The following is a 21,841-nucleotide window of genomic DNA, read 5'->3' as shown; positions in this document are numbered from 1 at the left end:
TCCGAATTCCCAATTGGATGCGGATTTAAAAAAAATTCCTCTATGGTAAGTAGGAGGAATTCAATAACGATGGTTCAAGCAAAGCCTTGTGCCATCTGCCTCGGCGAATGCCGAGAGGCTATTTAAAGCTCGAGGAGGAATAAATTTTGATTATCATTATGGATCATCATGCCGATGATGATAAAATAGAAGCGGTAATAATCAGGCTTAAAAAAGCGGGGTTTCAGATTCATTTGTCTCGTGGTGTCGAACGCGCCATTATCGGCGCAATCGGGGATAAGACCCGTCTTGGAGACATCGGTTTGGAGGCTTTGCCCGGTGTGGAAAGGGTTGTGCCCATTCTTCAACCATATAAACTGGCCAGCAGGACATTTCACGAAGAAGGTACTGTCATTAAGATAGGCGGTCTGCAAATAGGCGGCGATGCCGTTCATGTGGCGGCCGGCCCTTGTGCTGTGGAAAGCCGCGAACAGGTCCTGGAAACGGCGGAAATTGTCAAAAAAGCCGGCGCCACCATACTCAGAGGAGGTGCTTTTAAGCCCCGGTCGTCACCTTATTCCTTTCAAGGGCTGGAGGAGGAAGGACTGAAATTTCTGGCCGAAGCAAGGGACCTTACCGGTCTTTTGATTGTAACGGAAGTGATGGACGTGCGCGCCGTGCCGATGATCGCTGATTATGCAGATATTTTGCAAATAGGCGCCCGCAATATGCAGAATTTTTCATTGCTGCGGGAAGTGGCCAAAGTAGACAAGCCAGTGTTATTGAAAAGAGGACCTTCAGCTACCGTCGAGGAGTGGCTGATGGCCGCCGAATATATTATGTCCGGCGGTAATTATAATGTAATCCTGTGCGAGCGGGGCATCAAAAGCTTTGAAAATTATACCAGAAATACTCTGGATCTGACCGCTGTCCCTATTGTAAAATATCTTTCCCACCTGCCGGTGATAGTAGATCCCAGCCATGCCATCGGCAAATGGCGCTTTGTGCCTTCAATGGCCAAAGCGGCTGTCGCCGCCGGCGCCGACGGGTTGCTGGTTGAAGTACACCCGAACCCGCCCGAGGCTTTATGCGACGGACCTCAGTCACTCACTCCGGCGAACTTTATGAAAATGATGTCAGAGTTAAAACAAGTTGCAGCGGCAATGGGGAGGAGAATACTGTGAACCCCGATTTTAACCGGGTGGCGATTATCGGTGTCGGCTTGATCGGGGGCTCCCTGGGTATGGCGCTGTGCGCGCGGGGCCTGGCCGGGGAAGTGGTCGGGGCGGGATCGTCAAACGAAAGCCTGCGCTTGGCCGTTGAACTCGGCGCCATCCACCGTTTTACCGATTCAATTGCTGATAGCGTGAACGGGGCTGACTTAATCATCATCGGCACTCCTGTAAGTGTGACGATAAAGGTTTTGAAAGAAATTATTCCCTACCTTTCCCCGTCTTCGGTTGTAACGGATGTCGGGAGCGCCAAGGCTGCTATTGTCCGTGACGCCGCCCGGCTTTTACCGCCCGGCGCAAGCTTTATCGGCGGCCATCCGATGGCCGGCGCTGAACGGCCGGGAGTGCGGGAAGCCGACCCGTATCTTTTTGAAAACGCCTTTTATATTCTTACTCCAACTCCTGAAACACCTCCGGCTGCGGAAATCAAAGTTGGGAAACTGGTTGCCGGAGTGGGAGCCAAAGTAATTAAGATGGAACCGGAACAGCATGACCAGGCGGTCGCGGCGGTCAGCCACCTGCCCTATCTTATTGCTTCATCGCTGGTTAATACCGTGGCGCAAATGCCCGGCAGCGACAGTATTTTGCCCCTTGCCGCAGGCGGATTCCGGGATACCACCCGGGTTGCCTCCAGCAAGCCGGAGATGTGGCGGGATATTTTGCTGGCCAACCGGGAGCAGGTGCTTGACATGATTAGGCGTTTCCGTGAAGAACTCGTCACATATGAAAACGCCGTCGCCGCCGGTGCCGGAACGAATATCCAGAAAAAGCTTGAAAGCGCCAGAGATGTTCGTTCCGGCCTTCCCGCGAAGACAAGCAGATATCTTTCCAGCCTTTTTGAGATTATAATTACGGTGCCGGACCGGCCCGGCGCAATCGCCGCATTTGCCGCTCACCTGGCAAATGCGGGCATAAATATCAGCGATATTGAAATAATGCGGGTGCGTGAAGGTGAAGGCGGCACTATCAGAGTGGGTTTCGCCGCTCAAGAAGATCTGGCTAACGCCTTCAGTGTGCTCAAGGAAAAAGGATATACCGTCAGGAAAAAGTAGGTACTGTTCCTTGATTATGATCTTACTGAAAGCACCTTGATGGGGGGGAATTGCATGGATCTGCATATCAAACCGGCAGGCGCTTTAAGGGGAAAAGCGGCGGTGCCGGGTGATAAGTCAATCTCACACAGAGCGGTAATGCTGGGGTCAATTGCTGAAGGCGAGACGTTGATAGAGAATTTTCTCCCGGGAGAAGACTGTTTGTCAACAATTGACTGCATGAGGAAGCTAGGTGTTGAGATAGAAGGTCCGGATAACGCCGTGGTTAGAGTACGCGGCCGGGGCCTGGACGGTCTTGCCGAACCGGAAGATATCCTGGACGCCGGCAATTCGGGTACCACTATGCGACTGCTCCTGGGTATTTTGGCAGGGCAGCCGTTTTTTAGCGTAATTACCGGCGACGCTTCGTTAAGGCGTCGCCCTATGGCCCGGGTTACCGGACCGCTGAGACAAATGGGCGCTGGAATAGCAGGAAGGCAAGGTGCGAACCTGGCTCCCCTGGCTGTAAGGGGCGGTAACCTGAAACCTTTTTATTTGAAAAGCGCCGTGGCCAGCGCCCAGGTCAAGTCGTCAGTGCTTTTGGCCGGCTTATATGCAGAAGGGGCGACTACGGTGAGTGAGCCGTACCGCTCCAGGGATCATACGGAAAGAATGCTGGAATACTTTGGCGCCAAGGTGGAGATTAACGGCAATAAGATTTGTTTAACCGGCCGTCCTTGTCTCAAAGGACAAAAGGTGGTTGTTCCAGGAGATATTTCTTCAGCATCCTTTCTCATTGTCGCAGCTTCAATAATCCCCGGATCGGACATCACCCTGCCTGGAGTTGGGATAAATACCACCAGGAGCGGGATACTGGATGTGCTGCGGGAGATGGGCGCTTCTATTGAATTACTTGAACGGCGGGATGAAGGCGGAGAGCCGGTTGCGGACATCAGGGCGCGCTATGCCGGAGCACTATCCGGGGTAACTGTCGGAGGTGAAACCATTCCCCGCCTGATTGATGAAGTGCCGGTTTTGGCGGTAGCCGCGGCACTGGCCGAGGGAGTCACAGTAATTAAGGACGCTGCTGAGTTAAAGGTAAAAGAAAGTGACCGTATTGCCACCGTCGCGACAATGCTGGGCATGTTTGGGGCCGATGTGGAACAACTGCCGGACGGCCTCCTTGTGCGGGGCGGACGTCAGCTTAAAGGCGCCGTTTGTGAGAGCCACGGCGATCACCGCATAGCCATGGCAGCTGCCGTTACCGGACTGGCGGCAGAGGGAGAAACCTTGGTGCGCGGAGCGGAATGTATTGATGTGTCCTTTCCGGGCTTTGCCTCTATTATAAAAAGTGCGCATTAATATTTTATGGTGTGTCAATATTATGTTTACCGTAGGTGAAGCTTGGGATAAAATAATGATATTAGTATGGAAAAGCCTTATTAAAACTTGGGAGGAAATTTCATAATGGAAAAAATCAGCATTACTGTATTCGGATCTAATGCGCCTGTGCCTTTAGATAGTTGCTGAAACCCATCCCCTGAAGCCGCATGTTGCGGCCCAGCAAAAACGATGCAAGAAGAAGCTGAAGATTTAAAAGAATTTCTGGTGAAGAATTTTGGCGAAGCCATAGGTTATGCTTATGTGGATGTGCAAAGCGCTGAAATGGAGAATTACCCTAATATCAGTGCGATCCTGGATAGAGTAAGGCTCCCTTTGACTGTTATTAATGGTGAGCCCCGCTTCCATGGCGGTTTTTCAAAAGAAATGATTTCGGAAGCAGTTAGCGAAATGATGCAATGATTACATTTATTCCTTAATTATCACTTTGATTCAATGAAAAGGGTACTGTTAAAACAATAGTTTAAACAAACATGACATCTGCTTGGCTTTTTGGCGGATGTTTTCTTTAATGGATTGTGCTGTAATGGGTATTAAAAAATATTCAGGTAGAATAATATAATCTAGATATTTTTTGCCTATAATTTAAATGATTCTGATATATTAGGATAATAAATTAGGTTATTTTGTATCCATCCTGTTAAAAAAAAGGTAAAAAATCAATTATGTCGAAATAACTTAAGTTGAAAATACATTATGAATCCGGAGGGGTTATGGATTCGAAGCCTAACATTGCCATAGACGGGCCTGCCGGAGCCGGCAAGAGCACTGTGGCCAGGATGGTTGCCGAAGAACTTGGATATTTATATATAGACACGGGTGCAATGTACCGGGCAATAACATTGAAGGCCATTCGCGAAGGGCTTGATCTGCATGATCCTGTTGCCGTTGGTGAAATGGCGGAAGCCGCCAACGTAGAGCTTGTTGCCGGAGATGATCGCAATTTAAAAATATTGCTGGACAGTGAGGACGTCACTGAAGAGATACGCAGCCCGTACATTTCTCAAAACGTTTCTCTAACCGCCAGTATTCCAGCGGTAAGAAAGCATTTGGTAAAGTTGCAGCAAGCTATGGCCAAACGAGGCGGGGTGGTAATGGAGGGACGGGATGTCGGAACAGTCGTTCTTCCGGACGCGCGGATTAAAATTTATCTTACCGCTTCAACTGAAGAGAGGGCAAGGAGACGCAGGGAGGAACTAATTGGCAAAGGCTACCATGTCAATCAGGAGCAGATGGAGATGGAAATATGTGAGAGGGATAGAATCGATACTACCAGAAAGACCGACCCCTTGGTTCCAGCTCCGGACGCGGAAATAATCGACAGTTCTTTTTTTACTGTCGATATGGTTGTAAAAATGATTATAGACCGGGTTTTGGCGGTGAGATAAAAGTGTTTTATAGTTTTGCCCGGTCTATTTGCCGGGTTGTTCTATTATTGTTAAGGCGTTGGGAAATATGCGGATTGTCTAATTTGCCGGCGGAAGGCGGACTGGTGCTGGTTTCTAACCATACTAGTTACTGGGACCCGGTTGTTGTCGGTTGTGCCATTAACCGGAGAGTTAATTACATGGCCAAATCAGAGCTGTTTGATATCCCTTTGCTAAGCACGTTCATTCGTGCCGTGGGCACTTTTCCGGTTAGACGGAATCAATTAGACCGGGCAGCAATCCGTACGGCGATGAAACTATTAGATGAGGGCCAAATTGTAGGCGTTTTCCCCGAAGGAACCAGGAGTCATACCGGCCAATTGTTAAAGCCGCATTTGGGTGCGGCTATGCTGGCTTTAAAAGCGGGGGTGCCATTTTTGCCGGTAGCCATTAAAGGTTCAAGAGGGGTTTTGGGCAAAGTAAGGGTGAATATCGGCAAACCGGTATTTTATCAAGCAGGCTCAAAAGTTTCGCGGCTGGATATGGAAAAGGCCAGTAATAATATGATGGAACAAATAGCTGATTTACTTAAAAGTTGCTAAATAAATTAATTAAAAATTGTAAAAATAGTTAGAAGGAAATTTAAGGTTGCATAGCGAATGTTCTTGTGATAAAAGCGGTGTTTAGTTATGGAAGTGCGGGTTGCTGAAAAAGCCGGGTTTTGTTTCGGCGTGAACAGGGCTATTGAAATGGCGCAGGCCACAGTATTAAAAGGGGCTGGCCCCGTTTATTCCCTGGGTCCGTTAATTCACAATCCGCAAGTACAGGCTCGATTAGCTGAAATGGGTATTAGAGAAATCTCGGATCCGGTGGAGGCAGATTCCGGAACGCTTATAATCAGGTCTCATGGTGTCGAGCCTGCCGTTCTGGAAACAGCCAAAGCGCGGGGTTTAAATATTGTGGATGCCACTTGTCCCTTTGTGCGTAGGGCACATGTTCTTGCGCGAGACCTCACCGCGGAAGGTTTTCAAGTGGTGGTAGTTGGGGATAAGCATCACCCGGAAGTACGCGGAATAATCGGTTGGGCCGGCAAGCAGGCTTTGGTGGTAGAGAATGCGGATGAATCAAGCCTGTTGTCAATGACCGGCAAAGTAGGGGTTATTGCTCAGACCACGCAATCCCTGGATAACTTTGAATCAACTGTTGAGGCTATTAGTAAGACAGGTGCGGAAATTAAAGTATTTAATACGATTTGCCACGCTACAGCAGAGCGGCAACGAGCTGCCCTGGAACTAACCCGGCAGGTAGACGTGATGGTTGTAGCAGGAGGTATCAGCAGTGCGAATACCAGGAAGTTGGTTGATATCTGTCGGAAATCGGGAAAGACAACATATCACGTCGAAACAGCGGATGATCTGGATCCGGCCTGGTTTCGGGGAGTAAAAGTTACAGGGTTAACAGCGGGTGCATCCACACCTGACTGGATTATAGAGGAGGTTAAAAGACGAATGAGTGACAACGAAGAGATGGTCAGCGCTGAAGAAGGCATGAAGGACGCTGTAGAGGTAAAGGCGCTACGGCATGGTGAAATTGTTAAAGGAGTGGTAGTTCACGTTGGCCAGGATGAAGTTATGGTTGACGTGGGCGCGAAATCCGAAGGAGTTATTCCCATCAGGGAACTGTCATGCTGTGAAGTTACTTCCCCCCAAGAAGTTGTCAAGGTGGGGGATGAAATAGAGGTATGCGTTTTGAAGGCAGAGGACAACGAAGGGAAGCTAATTCTATCCAAAGAGAAGGCTGATGCTGAAAAAGCCTGGGGTAAATTGGAGGATATGCTAAATACACAAGAACCTGTCCAAGGAACAGTCCGTGAAGTTGTTAAGGGCGGCCTGCTGGTGGATGTCGGCGCGCGCGCGTTTTTACCGGCTTCGCTGGTTGAAAGGGGCTATGTTGAAGACCTTTCGAAATATCTCGGTCAGGAGATTACTGCCCGGGTGATAGAAATAAACCGCGGCAGAAAAAAAGTAATATTATCGCGCAAAGCAGTACTTGAAGAAGATTATGCCCGCATTCGCCAGGAAATGCTGGAAAACCTGCAAGAAAACCAAATTGTCAAAGGCACCGTGCGTCGTCTGACTCAATTTGGAGCTTTTGTCGACATCGGCGGCGTGGACGGACTCCTGCACATTTCTGAAATGTCCTGGTACCGGATTAACCACCCTTCCGAAGTGGTCAAGGTTGGCGATGAACTGGAAGTGATGGTGCTGAAGGTCGACCGTGAAAATGAAAAGATATCGTTAGGTCTAAAGCAAGTATTGCCGAATCCATGGGACAGTGTCGAAGAGAAATATCCCGTGGGCAGTATTATAGTGGCAAAAGTCGTGCGTCTTGCTCCTTTCGGCGCTTTTGTTCAGCTTGAACCCGGCGTGGAAGGACTCGTGCATATATCTCACCTGGCTGATCATCACGTGGCCAAACCGGACGAAGTGGTAACTGAGGGTGAGGAGGTAAATGTCAAAGTTTTAAGCGTGGATAAGACTGATAAGCGCATCCGCCTGTCAATAAGAGAGGTCAACAAGGAAAAACAGGACCGGGAAGCCCGTGATTATTCCAGCGCCATGGGCCAGGAAAGCGGGAATGAGGTTATCACCATAGGTGACATGGTTGGCGATGTGTTTGAGAAAAAAGAAGATTAAGCTTGTAATAAGTACATTCAAAGAGCAACTTTAACAAGTCGGAAAGCGGTGATAGAGGCAAATCTATTACCGCTTTTTCTTTTTGGAGAAAAAGCGATTTGCATATTTTTTAAATGAGTGGACAGTCTAACAATGTTATTTCCCAATTATGAGGAGGCTGAATTACTTTGGAGCGATTTCCAGTTGGCATCACCCTTCTGCTACTCGGATCAGTAGTCGTTTATCTTGGGCTGGCCCAACGCGCTCTAGACCGGATGAGACTGTCTGACCGAGGAGCGCTGCTTGTCATCGCCGCAATCATTATCGGCAGTTTTATTAATATTCCCGTACCTTTTACCCCATTCAACACTTCAATTAACGTTGGGGGCGCGTTGGTGCCGATAGGGTTGGCCATATATCTCTTGTCTAAGGCAGGTACGGCAAAAGAATGGAGCAGGGCCCTCATTGGCGCGGTGGTAACGGCGATATCAGTGTACATAATCGGATCACTGGTTAACTCCGGTTCCACCATTGAGCCGGCCGGTCGTTATGCGGTATTGGATGCAATTTATCTTTACCCGCTGGTAGGTGGGATTGTCGCTTACATTTTCGGCAGGTCCCGGCGGGCAGCCTTTGTTTCCGCGACATTAGGCGTGCTTTTTGTTGATATCATTCACTATGTCTGGCTGTTAGGAAATGGCGCGCCGGGTAATTATAATGTTGCCATAGGTGGCGGCGGCGCTTTCGACACAATTATTCTGGCCGGTATTGTGGCGATTCTTCTGGCTGAACTGATTGGCGAATCTTTTGAGAGGTTATCAGGTGGACCGGGTGTAGCAGGAAGGTCGCGCAAATTAGTGCAAGGACTGCAAAAACCGCAATTTGAGGTTTCAGGTGAAGATAACGGCGAAAAACACGGGGAAGCGAAGAGAGGCGCGCCGAGTGATAACCGGAGAAAGGTGGATGCAGATAAACATGAAGGACAAGAGTAAACTCATTATTGGGCTGAGCGTTTTGGTGCTGCTGGGATGCTCTTTATTTTATTGTCACTCAAATAATCTCTTGTTATGGCCGGCTTTTACCACTGCGGGGTTTTTTAATAAAGAAACACCTGATCATCTAATCGGCAGATATACAACTATCGTTGATGAAGAGGGAAGCACTATCAGTGAAATGGCCAGAATAGCTGCGTCGGGAGATGAATTATACACCTCGGAAGGCAGGCATTACCGGGTGGAACGTGTTCAGGGGGACAAAGCTGAAGCAAAATTCCTGGGCATGGATTCACAAATACTGGCCTATAATGAATATTACGCCAATCAAAGCGCGGTAGTAGTTAAAAACCTGGCAGAAAAGAGCAAGAGCACTTTTGCTGTATACCACTCGCACACGGATGAATCTTATGTCCCTTCGGACGGTACAGACGCAATCCCTTTTAAGGGTGGCATCTATCAGGTAGGCAAAACTATGGCCAACCGGCTTCAAGGGTCGGGTTACCAAGTCGATTACGACCAGACGCCTCATGACCCGCACGATAATAACGCCTATACACGTTCCCGCCGGACGGCGACCAGTTTAATGAAGAAAAATCCGTCGGCCATATTTGACGTGCACCGGGACGGGGTTCCGGACCCTAATTATTACCGGACAACTATAGACGGCAAGAGTGTGGCCAAGCTTCGTCTGGTGATCGGCCGGGAAAACCCGAGGATGTCCGCCAACATGGACTTTGCAAAACAGATGATGGCTTCCGCCAATAATCTGCACCCCAAAGTGGTAAAAGAGATTTTTGTCGGAAAAGGTGACTATAATCAAGATCTAACGCCGACAGCTTTGCTGATCGAAGCTGGCACCCATACAAATACCAAGGAAGAAGCAGAGATGGGCATGTCGATGTTTTCAGAAGCTATTCCCGTGGTACTCGGTCTTTCGCCAGCTGCGCCCGCCGCTCCAGGCGCGCCCGTCACTAATAGACCGTCCGGGACAACGACCGGAGCCTGGAAGGCGTTGGGGTGGATCCTGGGGTTGACGATAGTTGGAGGGTTGGCGTTCTTATTGATCAGTTCAGGCGGCCTGGAAAACGCCAAAAAAAGACTGACCGGTTTTGGCAGGGAATTTAACAGCTTCCTTGGTCCGCGCGTGGCTGCGCGTAAACTCTCTAAGCCAGACCAAAAAGCAACCGGGGAAAATGTTCCGGGTGACGATCCTCTGGTGAACGAAGCATTGAAAGAGCGGAAAGATGACTTGACTAAGGATTAGGTACAGTGTCGTCCCGGCAACAAGACGACACTCCCCGCCGCTATTAGAACCGCTCTAATCTGACCGGACTTGCGGCATCAAATTGGCGGCCCTGCCGCCAATTTTCGCGCTGCAGTCCGGTTATGTCACCCTTCGCACGGATAAGAGCCGCATCTTGGGTTTTGTGATATTTCAGGGGGTGAGGGGACTGTCTCATTATTATCCTGATTACCTGGCTGTGATATTGATTGGTGTTTTAGCCGGCACCGCGGCCCGAATTATTTTGCTGCGGATTGACTACCGTCAATATCCCGGGTACCCACACGGCTACTTGACCCATACGGCCCTTGGCTTAATAGCCTCCGCGCTTGGCGCTGTCGCTGTTCCCGCTTTATTAAAGCCCGATTTTGTCGCGGTTACTTTTTTAACATTAGCTGCGCAGCAATTCCGGGAAATACGCAATATGGAGCGGCAGACGCTGGAAAGCCTGGAGAAAACAGAACTGGTAAAAAGAGGTCTGGATTACATCGAAGGAATAGCGAGGACTTTTGAAGCCAGGAACTACCTGGTAATGGGGACATCTCTGATTACCGCTTTGGCAGCCCAGTTTGGCGGGGTCCCGGCAGCGGTATTCGCAGCCTTTCTCATGCTTTACGCCAGCTATTATTTTATGTCGGGTGAGATCATCGGTGATATCTGTGATGTGGTCCCCGCAAGGCTGAGCTTCGACGGAAGTATCTTAAAAATTGACGAGATTGGCTTAATCAATATCGGTCTCAAATCAATGCGGGATAAAATATTGCAAGACGGATTGGCCGTGATGATCAAGCCAAAGAACAGCAACGCCCGCGCCACTATTCATGATATTGGCCAGCGGACGGCGATTGCCTTTACCGCCGCTGTTTTCCTGGGAACAAAGAAAGATGTGGACTTGCCTGAGTTTACCCCTCTGGCCAGGAAAAACCCGGATACCGGTGAGGTTGGACTTTATATTGTACCTGTACATAAGGACATTGAAAAGTTGATTGCCGCGGTAAAGCTCACGCCAGTGCTGGAGAGCGCCAGGAGCAAGCCGTTGAATGCGGGACCAAGCATCAAGTCTGTTGAAGATAAGGTGATGTGAATTGTTTAATGCGACAACGGGCACAATATTAGCTGTTATCACCCTTAATATGGAAGAAGTGAGCGGGGGTGCCCCTATTTTTTTTGCCGGTGATGAAGAAAAACAGGAAAAAATGGCCCGTTACTTGTCAAAAATGCTGGACGCGACGGTGCATGATTTAGAGAACGGGACATTGGTAATTGTCCGGCATTAGAGGAGCATGCTTGATGAAAATAATCTATCACTGTTACGGCGGCGCCCATTCCTCGGTCACAGCCGCGTCCATCCATCTGGGAATGTTACCCGCGGACCGTGTGCCGGGCCTGAAGGCATTCTGGGAAATACCTTTTTATGACCGGCAAGAAAAAGATGAGCACGGGCATATTTTTTTTATGGGCCTGGACGAAGCCGGTAATGAGATATATTTTTCGGCGTGCCGGGGCAGACCGCTTGTTTTCCAAAACATTTTCAAAGGTTTGGCCGGTATTTTTGAGATACCGGCGGAAGAATATCTACTGGTTGATGTAATGAAAAATGTGAACTGGACAATGAAGTTAGGCGGTTATCTCTCCAGGCGGTGCGGTTTTATCAGAGTCGGACGTCCGATAGTCACGCTGGGCACTCAGGCGGCTTATTTACAGGTTATTAATTTAGTTCGGCAAGTAAAAAAAGCAATCAGGTGTTGCGGTGAAGAAAATTCTATACGTCAGCGGCAGTAAATTTCCCCTCGCCGGTTTGGCCGGCGCAATTCATTCAGGCTCTCTGCCGGCGGGTAAGGAGCCGGCCGTCAGCGCATTGTGGAGCCTTCCTTTTATGAAATTAAATAAAAACAATGAAGGAGAAATAATATCCCTGGGAGAGGATGAACAAGGCAATAAAATATTCGCCCTTTCAATTAAAGGTGACCGTGCCTTGATCAACCGTCTGATTGACAGCTTTATCAGCATTTATCAACGTGCGCCAGAAGAGCTATACATGGTGGATATTAAATTCAGAGAAAATTATTTATTGCGGGCGGGACAAATCTTATGCCGTTCTGTAATATTAACTCCTTTGGGGAGAACAATTGTCTTAGCCGGTGTCAAAAAGATCTTTGATTCTCTAAACCAATTAGTGCATGAGCAGAAACAAGGGAAAGGAAAACTCCCTTGACTATATAATGGAATTTATAGATAATGGTTTGAGAACAGCGGCAGGGAGGGGCGCCCGTGAGGCAACTAGGCCTGGAAGTATTCAGGGTGGAGCCGGGCAGTATCGCCGGCGAGCTTGGGCTGGAACCGGGTGACCGGATAGTGCGGATCAACGGCGAACCGGTGCGGGATTTAATAGACCTCCGTTTTTTAGAAACTGACGAGAGTTTGGATATGATCATAACAAAGCGGGATGGCGGCCGTTGGCTTCTGGATGTTGAAAAAGATTACGACGAGCCTCTGGGCATTGATTTTGGTCCGCGCAACTTCGGACACACCATCCACTGCGCTAATAAATGCCTTTTTTGTTTTGTTGATCAAATGCCGCCTGACATGCGGCAGACACTTTATCTAAAGGATGATGATTACCGGCTTTCCTTTTGGAACGGTAATTTTATCACCCTTACCAACCTGCAGGATGAGCAGTTGAGGAGGATTGCCAGGCAGCGGCTTAGTCCTCTGTATATATCGGTTCATACAACCAATCCGGAGCTGCGGGAGCGGATGCTGGGGAACAAACAAGCCGGCCTGATTTCCGAACAGCTTAAATACCTGGCCGGGGCGGGTATAGAAATGCATACCCAAGTGGTGCTTTGTCCCGGATTAAATGATGAAAAAGAGCTTGAACGGACTTTAGCCGACCTGGTTGGCCTGTGGCCGGCAGTTGGCTCTCTGGCCTTGGTGCCGGTAGGACTGACCAGGTTCAGACAAGATTGCTGTCAACTGCGGACTTTCCATCGTGACGAGGCGGCGCGATTGTTACAATGGGTCACTCAAAAGCAGGACGATTTTCTTGAACGTCTGAATAACCCGTTTGTTTACGCTGCGGATGAATTTTACCTGCTGTCCGGTGAACAGATCCCTAACGCGGAAAGATATGCCGGTTTTCCTCAGGTGGAAAACGGAGTTGGTTTAACCCGCCTTTTTCTGGACGAGTGGGAGATAGCTAAAGCCGGATTGCCCAGAAAGGCGCCAAAGCTCAAGGCTACCTTAGCCACAGGTATGCTGGGGGAAAAAGCGCTCAGGCCGGTGGCGGCCGGACTTAATAACGTTAAGGGACTGAATGTTTCCATATCTGTAATAAAAAATCATTTTTTCGGTGAGCAGATTACGGTAGCCGGTTTGGTTACCGGTCAAGATTTGATTGCTCAGCTTAATCCCGGCGAGATAGGGGATCTTCTTGTGCTCCCGGCAGTGATGTTAAAAAAAGACGAGGAGATTTTCCTGGATGGACTGACCTTGCCGGAAATATCCAGGCATTTGCATAAGCCGGTTGCCGTGGCCGGCGGTCCACGGCAGTTAGTGGAAATCCTGATTCCATCCACCGGCCGCTGACTGTTGAAAGTTATTTTGGAGGTGAAGACCGGTGCCCAAACCGGTAGTAGCAATAGTAGGTCGGCCTAATGTGGGCAAGTCAACTCTTTTTAACCGGATTGTCGGCGGTCGGGTGGCTATAGTTGAAGATGAGCCCGGAGTAACCAGGGACCGCCTTTACCTGGAAGCCGAGTGGGCCGGCCGCAGCTTTACCCTGGTGGACACAGGCGGGCTGGATTTCCAAGAAAACGGGGAAATTAACCGGGGGGTCCGGCGGCAGATTGAGCTCGCCATACAAGAGGCCAATGTGGTATTGTTTGTGGTTGACGCCAGGGCGGGGTTAAATCCCGACGACGAAGACGCAGCTGCAATCATTCGACGTTTAAATAAACCAGCTGTACTTGCCGCCAATAAAGTGGAAAATTACGGTTCCCAAACCCAGCTTTATGAATTTTATCGCCTGGGCTTGGGAGAGCCGGTTCCCGTATCAGCGGCGGAGGGTCTCAATACCGGCGACTTGCTGGACAGGCTGGTTGAATTGCTCCCCCATGAAGAAGAGGAAAAGTATCCGGCAGACACAATCAAGATTGCTGTGATCGGCCGCCCCAATGTCGGCAAGTCTTCTTTAGTCAATACCATTTTAGGCGAGGAGCGGGTAATTGTCAGTAAAATATCCGGTACTACCCGCGACGCTATCGACACTCCTTTTGAACGGGACGGCAGGCCATATGTAATCATTGACACGGCTGGCATGCGGCGTAAGAGCAAGGTCGGCGGACTTACGGAAAAATACAGCGCGATAAGGGCATTAAAGGCTGTAGACCGGAGTGATGTTGTATTGATTGTGCTGGACGCTGTGGCAGGGGTTACAGAGCAGGACAAGCGCATCGCCGGGTATGCCCATGAAGCGGGAAAGGCTACGGTAATAGTGGTGAATAAATGGGACCTGATTAATAAGGATGACCGCACAATGAACCGCTTTACCGAAAATATTCGCGAGGAATTAAGCTTTATGCAATATGCTCCGGTTGTTTATATTTCGGCTCTCACCGGGCAGCGAGTGCCCAGGGTGTTGGAACTGGTTGATTTTGTCGCGGGACAGCATGCGATAAGGCTGAGCACCCCTAACATAAACAACTTGATCAAAGAAGCTGTAATGCATAATCCTCCGCCGGGAGACAAGTCCAGGCGGTTGAAAATTATGTATGCGACTCAGGGCGGGGTAAAACCTCCTAAGTTTATCTTGTTTGTGAATGAGCCGGAATTAATGCATTTTTCTTATCGGCGTTACCTGGAAAACCAGTTCAGAAACGCTTATGGATTTGAAGGGACACCGATTTGGTTTGGCTTGCGCAGGCGCTCTAAAGAAGAACAGTAGAATATGAATACCTGTTTGTTCAAATGAAAGGGAGATAATATTCTTGCATTATATCTGGATCGTATTGGCTAGCTACTTAATTGGCTCTATTCCCGCCAGTTATCTGACTGCCCGTTACTGGAAGGGAATTGATATACGCGGCTTGGGAAGCGGCAATGTCGGCACCACCAATGTGTGGCGCAACGCGGGGCCGGCGGCGGGGGTTGTCGCCCTGGCGGGGGATCTCGGGAAAGGAGTGCTGGCCGTCATTTTGGCCAAGCATTTCGGCGGACCATCACTAGTGGCTCTAGCAGCCGTGGCGGTGCTGACCGGGCACAGTTGGCCGGTTTTTCTCGGTTTTAAAGGCGGCAAGCTGGTTGCCACAGGGGTTGGGGTGCTGGCCGCCGTTTCCCTTCCTGTCGGTGCTTTAGCCGCGGCAATTTGGGTTGTTGCCGTGGTCATTACCAGATATGTATCCATTGGTTCCTTACTGGCGGTGTCTTCAATACCTTTCCTGATGCTGGCTTTTCACCTGGAGCGGCCTTATCTTGCGCTGGGCGTTTTTATCGCTGCCTTTGCGGTGGTTAAACATATTCCCAATATTAAGAGGTTGTTTACGGGGACGGAACCCAGAGTGAGAAAGTTATTCTAATATTTTCGACATAGTATACAATCAGAAAAAAATAGGAGGTAAAACAGGTGAGGGAACTGGTCGGAGTTATCGGTGCCGGGAGTTGGGCTACAGCCCTGGCGGTGCTTCTTGCCAAAAAGGGTTGCCGGGTTAAGATGTGGGCCCGCCGGCCTGAATTGGCTGAAGAAATAAATGCCGCCGGAGAAAACAGACATTACCTGCCCGGCGTGGCGGTTCACCAAAATATAGAAGTAACAGCTGATCTGGAGCGGACTTTCTGGAAAGCAGGGGTAATTTTTTTTAGCGTGCCTTCTCACGCTTTTCGCGAGGTTGTGCGCCAAAGCCGTCCCCTTCTGGCGAATGACGTGATCTATGTAAATACTGCAAAGGGTATTGAAGAAACAAGTCTCATCAGCATGTCGGATGTTTTTGCCCAGGAAGCCGGCACGGAATTGCTCCAAAAATACGCAGGTTTGTCCGGCCCCAGTCATGCTGAAGAAGTCGGCCGGGATCTTCCAACGGCGGTAGTAGCGGCGTCACACCAGATGGAGACCGCTGAATATGTCCAGGAATTGTTGATGAGTGAGAGCTTCAGAGTTTATACCAACCCGGATTTGCTTGGTGTGGAGTTGGGCGGCGCCTTGAAAAATATTATCGCCCTGGGTACCGGTATCGCTGAAGGCTTAAGCTTCGGCGACAACACTAAAGCAGCCCTGATGACACGCGGTTTAGCAGAGATTACCCGTCTGGGCGTAATCATGGGCGCCAATCCGCTGACTTTTGCCGGTTTGGCCGGCGTGGGCGACTTAATCGTAACCTGTACCAGTAGACACAGCCGCAACCGGCGGGCAGGTATCGCCATTGGCAAAGGAAGTTCAGTTAGTGAAGCTTTGGAACTGGTTGGCATGGTAGTTGAAGGTGTCCGCACCACTCGCGCCGCCCACCAGCTTTCCGCGCGTTATGCCGTGGAAATGCCTATAACTGCTCAGATCTACAAGGTACTCTTCGAGGAGCTTTCCCCGGGGACTGCTGTAAACAACCTAATGAGCAGGGGGCGCACCCGGGAAATGGAAGAAGTGGCCAGGATGACCGTAAAATTGCTGAATAATAACTGCTCATATTAGCCTTTATCAAATATAAGTATATAATCCTGAAATTTAGAGCATTTTTATACTTAAACCAGCCGTTAGATGGTAACGGCTTACTTATCTGTAACACGTTTTTGTTTTATTAGCATCTTGGTGAGTGGTTTTATAATTAAAGCAAGAATTACTGCTATACCCAAAGTTACCGCAATATTTGTCATGGTATTGAACAAATACCAGAAAAGAAGATAAACAGTGGATGCCGATATAGACAATAACATCAGTGGGAAAGCCACCTTCATATAATTTATAAAGCTGATATTTAACTCCTGCTTTTCGGCCATACCTATAACGACCACATTAGCCGATGAACCTATAACAGTCCCGTTGCCACCTAGACAAGCACCTAACGACAGCGACCACCAGAAAAAATTTAAGTCCGCAATACCTCCCAAACGGCCCATCTCTTGGATTAATGGAATCATTGCGGCGACAAAGGGAATATTGTCAACAAAGGCCGAAGCTATGGCAGATAACCAAAGAATCAGCATGGCTGTTGGAACCATGCTGCCGCCAGTCACCGCCAGAGACCACTTAGCCATTAATTCAATCACACCTACCTTTTCTAAAGCTCCCACTACCACGAATAGGCCGATAAAGAAGAATATAACGGGCCATTCAACTGCTTGCAAGGAATGTTCCGTGTCATCCCCGGTAGCCAGAAGCAACAAGCTGGCCCCCGACAGGGCTATAACTGATGATTCGAGGTGTATATATTGGTGTAAAACAAAACCCAGGACGGTAATAAAAAGAACTACCAGACATTTATTTAATAACTTGGCATCTTTTATCTGATCCTTTTCATCAATTTTCATAATAATATCTTGAAGTTTCGGTCTAGATACTAGTTGTTTTCGAAATATAATTTGCATATAAAATATGGTCAAAATATATATGATAATTATTACAGGCAACAGGTTAATGAGGAAATCCATAAAGCCTAGTTCAGTGGCACTACCAATCATAATATTGGGCGGGTCACCTATTAAAGTAGCTGCACCGCCAATATTGGAGGATATAATTTCTGCTATCAGGAACGGCACCGGGTTGAGTTCTAGTTGCTTGGCTATAGCAAAGGTTACCGGCACAATTAAAAGCACAGACGTAACGTTATCTAATAACGCAGACAAGACAGCTGTAATCAAAGACAAAGCAGCGATAATTTTAAGTGGCTCCCCTTTCGAACTTTTTACAGCCTTAATTGCCAGGTATTCAAAAATGCCTGTTCGCCTGGTGATGCCAACGATTATCATCATACCCACCAGTAAGCCAACGGTATTGAAATCTATAGCTGCGACAGCTTGGTCCAGACCTAATATTTTCGTTGAGACCATCAAACTAGCTCCTACCAATGCAACCACAGTGCGATGAACTATTTCTGATACTATCACTGCGTATGTAATTAAGAATACCGCAGTGGCAAAAATGACTTGAGCGCTTTCCGACAAGAAAATTTCTCCTCTCATAAAAGTTAGGTAGACATTGTTTTCATCTACCTAATATAAAAACTCATTTTTCCATTAAGAATATTTAGTTATCAAGGTGGTATTTTTGAAATCCATTTTTAGTCTGAAATTATCAAGCTTAAGCTAGCCGTTTCTTAATATTATAATATCCGTTGAAATAAACATTGATACCAGCTATGAGCGCCCTGATTTGTGCCAGGTTAATTATGGAAAATATTTTTTGGATTTTTCATTTCCCAGGTTATATTCACTTAAAACAGTCCATATATATATATTGTTATTGTATGCCACTGGAAAAAAATAACCGTGGACTAGGTTTCACGAATGAGTTTAATATTATGACTTTTTCTCTTGTGGAGGAGGGATGCGTGCGCTTCATACGGATTCACCTTTTGAGAAAATCCTTATTAAATCTTTTACGGGAGGGAGTGTGAAAAATGGAAAAAACCGATATTTTCCGCGATATTGCGGAACGCACCGGGGGGGATATGTATCTCGGTGTGGTTGGAGGCGTCCGCACCGGCAAATCCACATTTATTAAGCGATTTATGGAATTAATGGTTTTACCCAACATGAAAAATATTTATGACCGTGAGCGGGCCAAGGATGAATTACCGCAAAGCGGGGCCGGACGGACAGTGATGACCACCGAGCCGAAGTTTATTCCAAACGAGGCTGTGGAAATCCAGATTACCCCTAATTTGAATATTAAGATGAGAATGGTTGATTGCGTTGGCTACCGTGTCGAGGGCGCACTCGGGTATGAAGAAGAAAACGAGCCGCGGATGGTGTCGACACCTTGGTTTGAAGAGCCGATTCCCTTTCAGGAAGCCGCTGAAGTTGGGACCAGAAAAGTAATTTCCGAACATTCGACTATGGGGCTGGTCGTCACTACGGACGGGTCAATTACAGATATTCCAAGGGAAAGCTATGTCGAAGCTGAAGAAAAGGTCATTGAAGAAATGAAGGATATCAACCGTCCTTTCCTTGTTCTATTTAATTCAACCGCGCCGGATGAGGATGAAACCAGAAAAATGGCCGCGGAATTAAGCGAAAAGTACGACGTGCCGGTAATTCCCATTGACTGTTCGCAAATGTCCCAGGCTGATGTATTATATGTGCTGGAGAAGCTCCTGTATGAATTTCCGGTTAACGAAGTAAATATCAGCCTGCCCCCCTGGGTTGAAGTATTGGATTTCAAACACTGGCTTCGCCAGAAGTTTGAGGAATCGATCCGGGAGACTGTCAAAAATATCCGCAGGTTGAGGGATATCAACGGGGCGGTGGAGTTTTTGGCGGACTATGATTTCATCGATCAGGCCACCCTGCGGAATTTGGACATGGGTACCGGCTCTGCTTCAATAAACGTTACGTCCGCTGCGGAATTGTTCTACCAGGTGCTGAGCGAGCAGTCCGGATTTAATGTGGAAGGGGAGAAAGACCTGTTCCGCCTGGTTACAGACCTGAGTGTGGCGAAGCGGGAGTATGACAAGGTGGCAAGCGCTTTGAGCGAAGTCAGGGGCGCCGGATACGGTGTGGTAACACCAACCTTGGATGAGTTGATCCTGGACGAACCGGAACTCATCCGCCAGGGCAACCGCTTCGGGGTGAGATTAAAGGCAAGCGCCCCATCTTTGCATATGATCAAGGCTGACATTACCACTGAAATTACGCCAATCATCGGTACGGAGAGACAATGCGAAGAACTGGTCAGATATATGTTGAATGAGTTTGAGGAAAATCCGCAAAAAATTTGGAAGTCGGAAATCTTCGGCAAATCCGTGCATGATCTGGTAAGGGAAGGAATTCAGAACAAGATTCAGCGCATGCCGGAAAACGCCCAGCTAAAACTGCAAGAGACTCTGCAGCGCATTGTCAACGACGGCTCGGGCGGACTGATTTGTATAATAATCTAAGAAAGTTAACCGGTCACCAGGCCGGTTTAATTTTTCCTGAAGTACTTGACAATAAAGGGATATAAAAGATTGAGCACATCTACGTTGGTGTTGTAAATAATATGCTTGATCCCAGGCAGACCGATTGTGCCGATTAAATGGTCGAGGGAATCATTATTCATAGTGTTAAAGGCCTTTCTGAATGCGGACAGACGCTTGACTTGACTGATTAGAGGGCTGACCAGCCGCTCGTAGTTCAGCCCCTCGGCAATCGCTTTACCCGCCATGGCTCCGCTAATCATTCCTGGTAAAAGACCCAGCCCGAGGAAGCTATCTGTAAATCCGCCGCTATTGCCGGTCAGCAGGATATTATCCACCTGCTGCCGGCTGGTGACGCCGCCGGTATAGAATAATTCATAAGTTTCAATGATTTCCGGATGAAATTTTTCTATTTCCATAAAGTTGTTCCAGTAATAGTTCAACTCACTATGATCTATATAAGGTACTTGAAGTGACAGTAATGCCCGCTCACTATTGAACGGCTTAAAACTGCCAAAGCCGTGCCTGGCAAAATCAGTGTTAAAATAAACAAAGGCGGTCCCGGGATCGAACCTACCTAACACTATTGCCCCTTTGGCCCAGGCGGTGACGGTAGTTTCCCACGTTTTCAATTCATTAGCAGCGGCATGGTTTCCTTCAGCCACCACCACGTAGTCATACTCACTGGCCAGCGCCCGGTAACCGGCATGGGTGTGGAATTTGATCTTCGAGCGTAAACTTTTGGCAAGCTGCACTTCAACCGCGTTCCGGCTTTGACCGCGTTCTATCAGATAGCCAAGCTTCCCTTTGATTGGAACGGTATGACGCGAAGAGTACATGATATAACTCTGAACTCTGGAAAGGGGTTTAAGTTTAATCCCAAAGTTGTTAAAGAGGTAATGCAGCAGGTCCCGCTGCGGGCGTTGAAATAGTTGCAGCAAAATTTCCACCCTGGGAACAGCGTAGCCCACTTTACCGCTGCGCTCAAAAATATCCGGATTAATGCCCCGCCGCTCCAATTCCAGGGCGCAGGCCAGGCCGCTGGGGCCTGCGCCGATGATGGCCACCCGCAATAAAATCACCTTAAATATAATTTGTAATTTATATTTTTTACCCATGAGGGATACATTAATCATGCAAGGGATTTATTTTATAGTTTCTACGTGAAAGAAGGTCGTGAATTTGCCTGAATACGCCTGGCCGATCACCGCAGCCATAGCATGGATTATTTTTTTTCTGCTGGTGGACTGGTCCCGGTTAAAATACTCGGTATGGGGCGGAGTTATCGCTTCAATCCTGCAAATACTGGTTGACACCGCGGCAATGAAGCTGGATTTGTATCATGTAAAAAATTTGGTTCATATCCTGGGTTCGTCTGTTTTTTTTACCTTCGGGGTAGTTTTTACCGTTGGTGTTTTGTTTGCCCAGTCTTTGCCGGTGTCACGTTGGATGCAAACCGTGAACATCTTGATTGTAGTAGCCCTTTTTTCCATTGAAGAACTTCTTTATTTGAAAATTGGCGTGTTGGAGTATACCCACTGGAGCCATTCGGCCAGTATTTTTATTAATTTGCTTGTATTCACCAGCTTTACTTGGCTTGTGAATACGCTTCAATTAAACCGCTGCATGTAAAGAGAGGCGAGAATAAACTTTGAGCCTGCTAAATTTTACTTTGTACTCAATATTAATCGGGTTGTTGGTTTTTATCTGGTTTAAGTATTTAAACGGATTGCGCTAGTCACACAGAAAGGTAAGGTTATGTCCCATATACTTTTTGCA

At 48.1% G+C, this 21,841-nt stretch carries 21 protein-coding genes; 19 read left to right on the top strand and 2 right to left on the bottom strand.

Going from position 1 to position 21,841, the window contains the following annotated elements; genetic code table 11:
• The first annotated feature begins 146 nt into the window (after positions 1 to 146).
• The 17 genes from aroF to L9W92_RS06505 all read left to right on the top strand — a co-directional run bounded on the left by aroF (position 147) and on the right by L9W92_RS06505 (position 16,641).
• Entirely contained in the window at positions 147 to 1,163 is a 1,017-nt protein-coding gene (gene aroF, locus L9W92_RS06585; RefSeq protein WP_240082945.1) for a 3-deoxy-7-phosphoheptulonate synthase, read from the top strand.
• Positions 1,160 to 2,263, top strand: a complete 1,104-nt coding sequence (locus L9W92_RS06580; RefSeq protein WP_240082944.1) for a prephenate dehydrogenase — start codon at positions 1,160 to 1,162, stop codon at positions 2,261 to 2,263. Before aroF ends, L9W92_RS06580 begins: the two co-directional genes overlap by 4 nt.
• A gap of 54 nt (positions 2,264 to 2,317) precedes the next feature.
• Positions 2,318 to 3,604: a 3-phosphoshikimate 1-carboxyvinyltransferase gene (gene aroA, locus L9W92_RS06575; RefSeq protein WP_240082943.1), complete on the top strand. Its 1,287-nt coding sequence runs from the start codon at positions 2,318 to 2,320 to the stop codon at positions 3,602 to 3,604.
• A gap of 210 nt (positions 3,605 to 3,814) precedes the next feature.
• Positions 3,815 to 4,045 (top strand): hypothetical protein, encoded by a 231-nt coding sequence (locus L9W92_RS06570; RefSeq protein ID WP_240082942.1) that lies wholly within the window; start codon positions 3,815 to 3,817, stop codon positions 4,043 to 4,045.
• 311 nt (positions 4,046 to 4,356) lie between these two features.
• Positions 4,357 to 5,031 carry a (d)CMP kinase gene (gene cmk / locus L9W92_RS06565; protein ID WP_240082941.1) on the top strand — a complete coding sequence of 225 codons (675 nt, stop codon included), beginning with the start codon at positions 4,357 to 4,359 and terminating at the stop codon, positions 5,029 to 5,031.
• Between the two features lie 47 nt (positions 5,032 to 5,078).
• Entirely contained in the window at positions 5,079 to 5,612 is a 534-nt protein-coding gene (locus L9W92_RS06560) for a lysophospholipid acyltransferase family protein (protein WP_240082940.1), read from the top strand.
• An 87-nt stretch (positions 5,613 to 5,699) separates the two neighbouring features.
• Positions 5,700 to 7,706, top strand: a complete 2,007-nt coding sequence (locus L9W92_RS06555) for a bifunctional 4-hydroxy-3-methylbut-2-enyl diphosphate reductase/30S ribosomal protein S1 (RefSeq protein WP_240082939.1) — start codon at positions 5,700 to 5,702, stop codon at positions 7,704 to 7,706.
• Between the two features lie 167 nt (positions 7,707 to 7,873).
• Positions 7,874 to 8,677: a DUF1614 domain-containing protein gene (locus L9W92_RS06550; RefSeq protein WP_240082938.1), complete on the top strand. Its 804-nt coding sequence runs from the start codon at positions 7,874 to 7,876 to the stop codon at positions 8,675 to 8,677.
• Entirely contained in the window at positions 8,661 to 9,944 is a 1,284-nt protein-coding gene (gene spoIIP / locus L9W92_RS06545; protein ID WP_240082937.1) for a stage II sporulation protein P, read from the top strand. The genes L9W92_RS06550 and spoIIP overlap by 17 nt, the downstream gene beginning before the upstream one ends.
• A 187-nt stretch (positions 9,945 to 10,131) precedes the next feature.
• Entirely contained in the window at positions 10,132 to 11,046 is a 915-nt protein-coding gene (locus L9W92_RS06540) for a YIEGIA family protein (protein ID WP_376741792.1), read from the top strand.
• A 1-nt stretch (position 11,047) separates the two neighbouring features.
• Positions 11,048 to 11,239: a capping complex subunit for YIEGIA gene (locus L9W92_RS06535; protein WP_240082936.1), complete on the top strand. Its 192-nt coding sequence runs from the start codon at positions 11,048 to 11,050 to the stop codon at positions 11,237 to 11,239.
• A 13-nt stretch (positions 11,240 to 11,252) separates the two neighbouring features.
• Positions 11,253 to 11,744: a DUF3189 family protein gene (locus tag L9W92_RS06530; RefSeq protein ID WP_240082935.1), complete on the top strand. Its 492-nt coding sequence runs from the start codon at positions 11,253 to 11,255 to the stop codon at positions 11,742 to 11,744.
• The gene (locus tag L9W92_RS06525; RefSeq protein ID WP_240082934.1) at positions 11,713 to 12,177 is read left to right on the top strand and encodes a DUF3189 family protein; all 465 of its coding nucleotides are present in this window, start codon (positions 11,713 to 11,715) and stop codon (positions 12,175 to 12,177) included. Before L9W92_RS06530 ends, L9W92_RS06525 begins: the two co-directional genes overlap by 32 nt.
• Before the next feature lie 56 nt (positions 12,178 to 12,233).
• The gene (locus tag L9W92_RS06520) at positions 12,234 to 13,550 is read left to right on the top strand and encodes a DUF512 domain-containing protein (RefSeq protein ID WP_240082933.1); all 1,317 of its coding nucleotides are present in this window, start codon (positions 12,234 to 12,236) and stop codon (positions 13,548 to 13,550) included.
• Between the two features lie 31 nt (positions 13,551 to 13,581).
• Complete coding sequence (gene der / locus L9W92_RS06515) at positions 13,582 to 14,907, top strand: ribosome biogenesis GTPase Der (protein ID WP_240082932.1); 1,326 nt, start codon at positions 13,582 to 13,584, stop codon at positions 14,905 to 14,907.
• Between the two features lie 43 nt (positions 14,908 to 14,950).
• Positions 14,951 to 15,538 carry a glycerol-3-phosphate 1-O-acyltransferase PlsY gene (gene plsY / locus L9W92_RS06510; RefSeq protein WP_240082931.1) on the top strand — a complete coding sequence of 196 codons (588 nt, stop codon included), beginning with the start codon at positions 14,951 to 14,953 and terminating at the stop codon, positions 15,536 to 15,538.
• 47 nt (positions 15,539 to 15,585) lie between these two features.
• Positions 15,586 to 16,641 (top strand): NAD(P)H-dependent glycerol-3-phosphate dehydrogenase, encoded by a 1,056-nt coding sequence (locus tag L9W92_RS06505; RefSeq protein WP_240082930.1) that lies wholly within the window; start codon positions 15,586 to 15,588, stop codon positions 16,639 to 16,641.
• Between the two features lie 77 nt (positions 16,642 to 16,718).
• Here L9W92_RS06505 and L9W92_RS06500 read toward each other — a convergent pair whose 3' ends face one another.
• Complete coding sequence (locus L9W92_RS06500; protein ID WP_240082929.1) at positions 16,719 to 18,110, bottom strand: ArsB/NhaD family transporter; 1,392 nt, start codon at positions 18,108 to 18,110, stop codon at positions 16,719 to 16,721.
• A 455-nt stretch (positions 18,111 to 18,565) separates the two neighbouring features.
• Between L9W92_RS06500 and spoIVA the strand changes: the two genes are divergently transcribed.
• Positions 18,566 to 20,044 carry a stage IV sporulation protein A gene (spoIVA, locus tag L9W92_RS06495; RefSeq protein WP_240082928.1) on the top strand — a complete coding sequence of 493 codons (1,479 nt, stop codon included), beginning with the start codon at positions 18,566 to 18,568 and terminating at the stop codon, positions 20,042 to 20,044.
• Between the two features lie 26 nt (positions 20,045 to 20,070).
• Here the strand turns inward: spoIVA and L9W92_RS06490 are convergent, their stop codons facing one another.
• Complete coding sequence (locus L9W92_RS06490) at positions 20,071 to 21,144, bottom strand: NAD(P)/FAD-dependent oxidoreductase (protein WP_240082927.1); 1,074 nt, start codon at positions 21,142 to 21,144, stop codon at positions 20,071 to 20,073.
• Between the two features lie 100 nt (positions 21,145 to 21,244).
• Here L9W92_RS06490 and L9W92_RS06485 point away from each other — a divergent pair, with 100 nt between their 5' ends.
• On the top strand, positions 21,245 to 21,694 hold the full coding sequence (locus L9W92_RS06485) for a hypothetical protein (protein ID WP_240082926.1): 450 nt from the start codon (positions 21,245 to 21,247) through the stop codon (positions 21,692 to 21,694).
• The last annotated feature ends 147 nt before the right edge of the window (positions 21,695 to 21,841 follow it).

The organism is Pelotomaculum terephthalicicum JT, from assembly GCF_022410535.1.
GTDB lineage: Bacteria > Bacillota > Desulfotomaculia > Desulfotomaculales > Pelotomaculaceae > Pelotomaculum_D > Pelotomaculum_D terephthalicicum.
The sequence above is the reverse complement of the archived record's forward strand: the minus strand, read 5'-3'. Positions and strand labels throughout refer to the sequence as shown.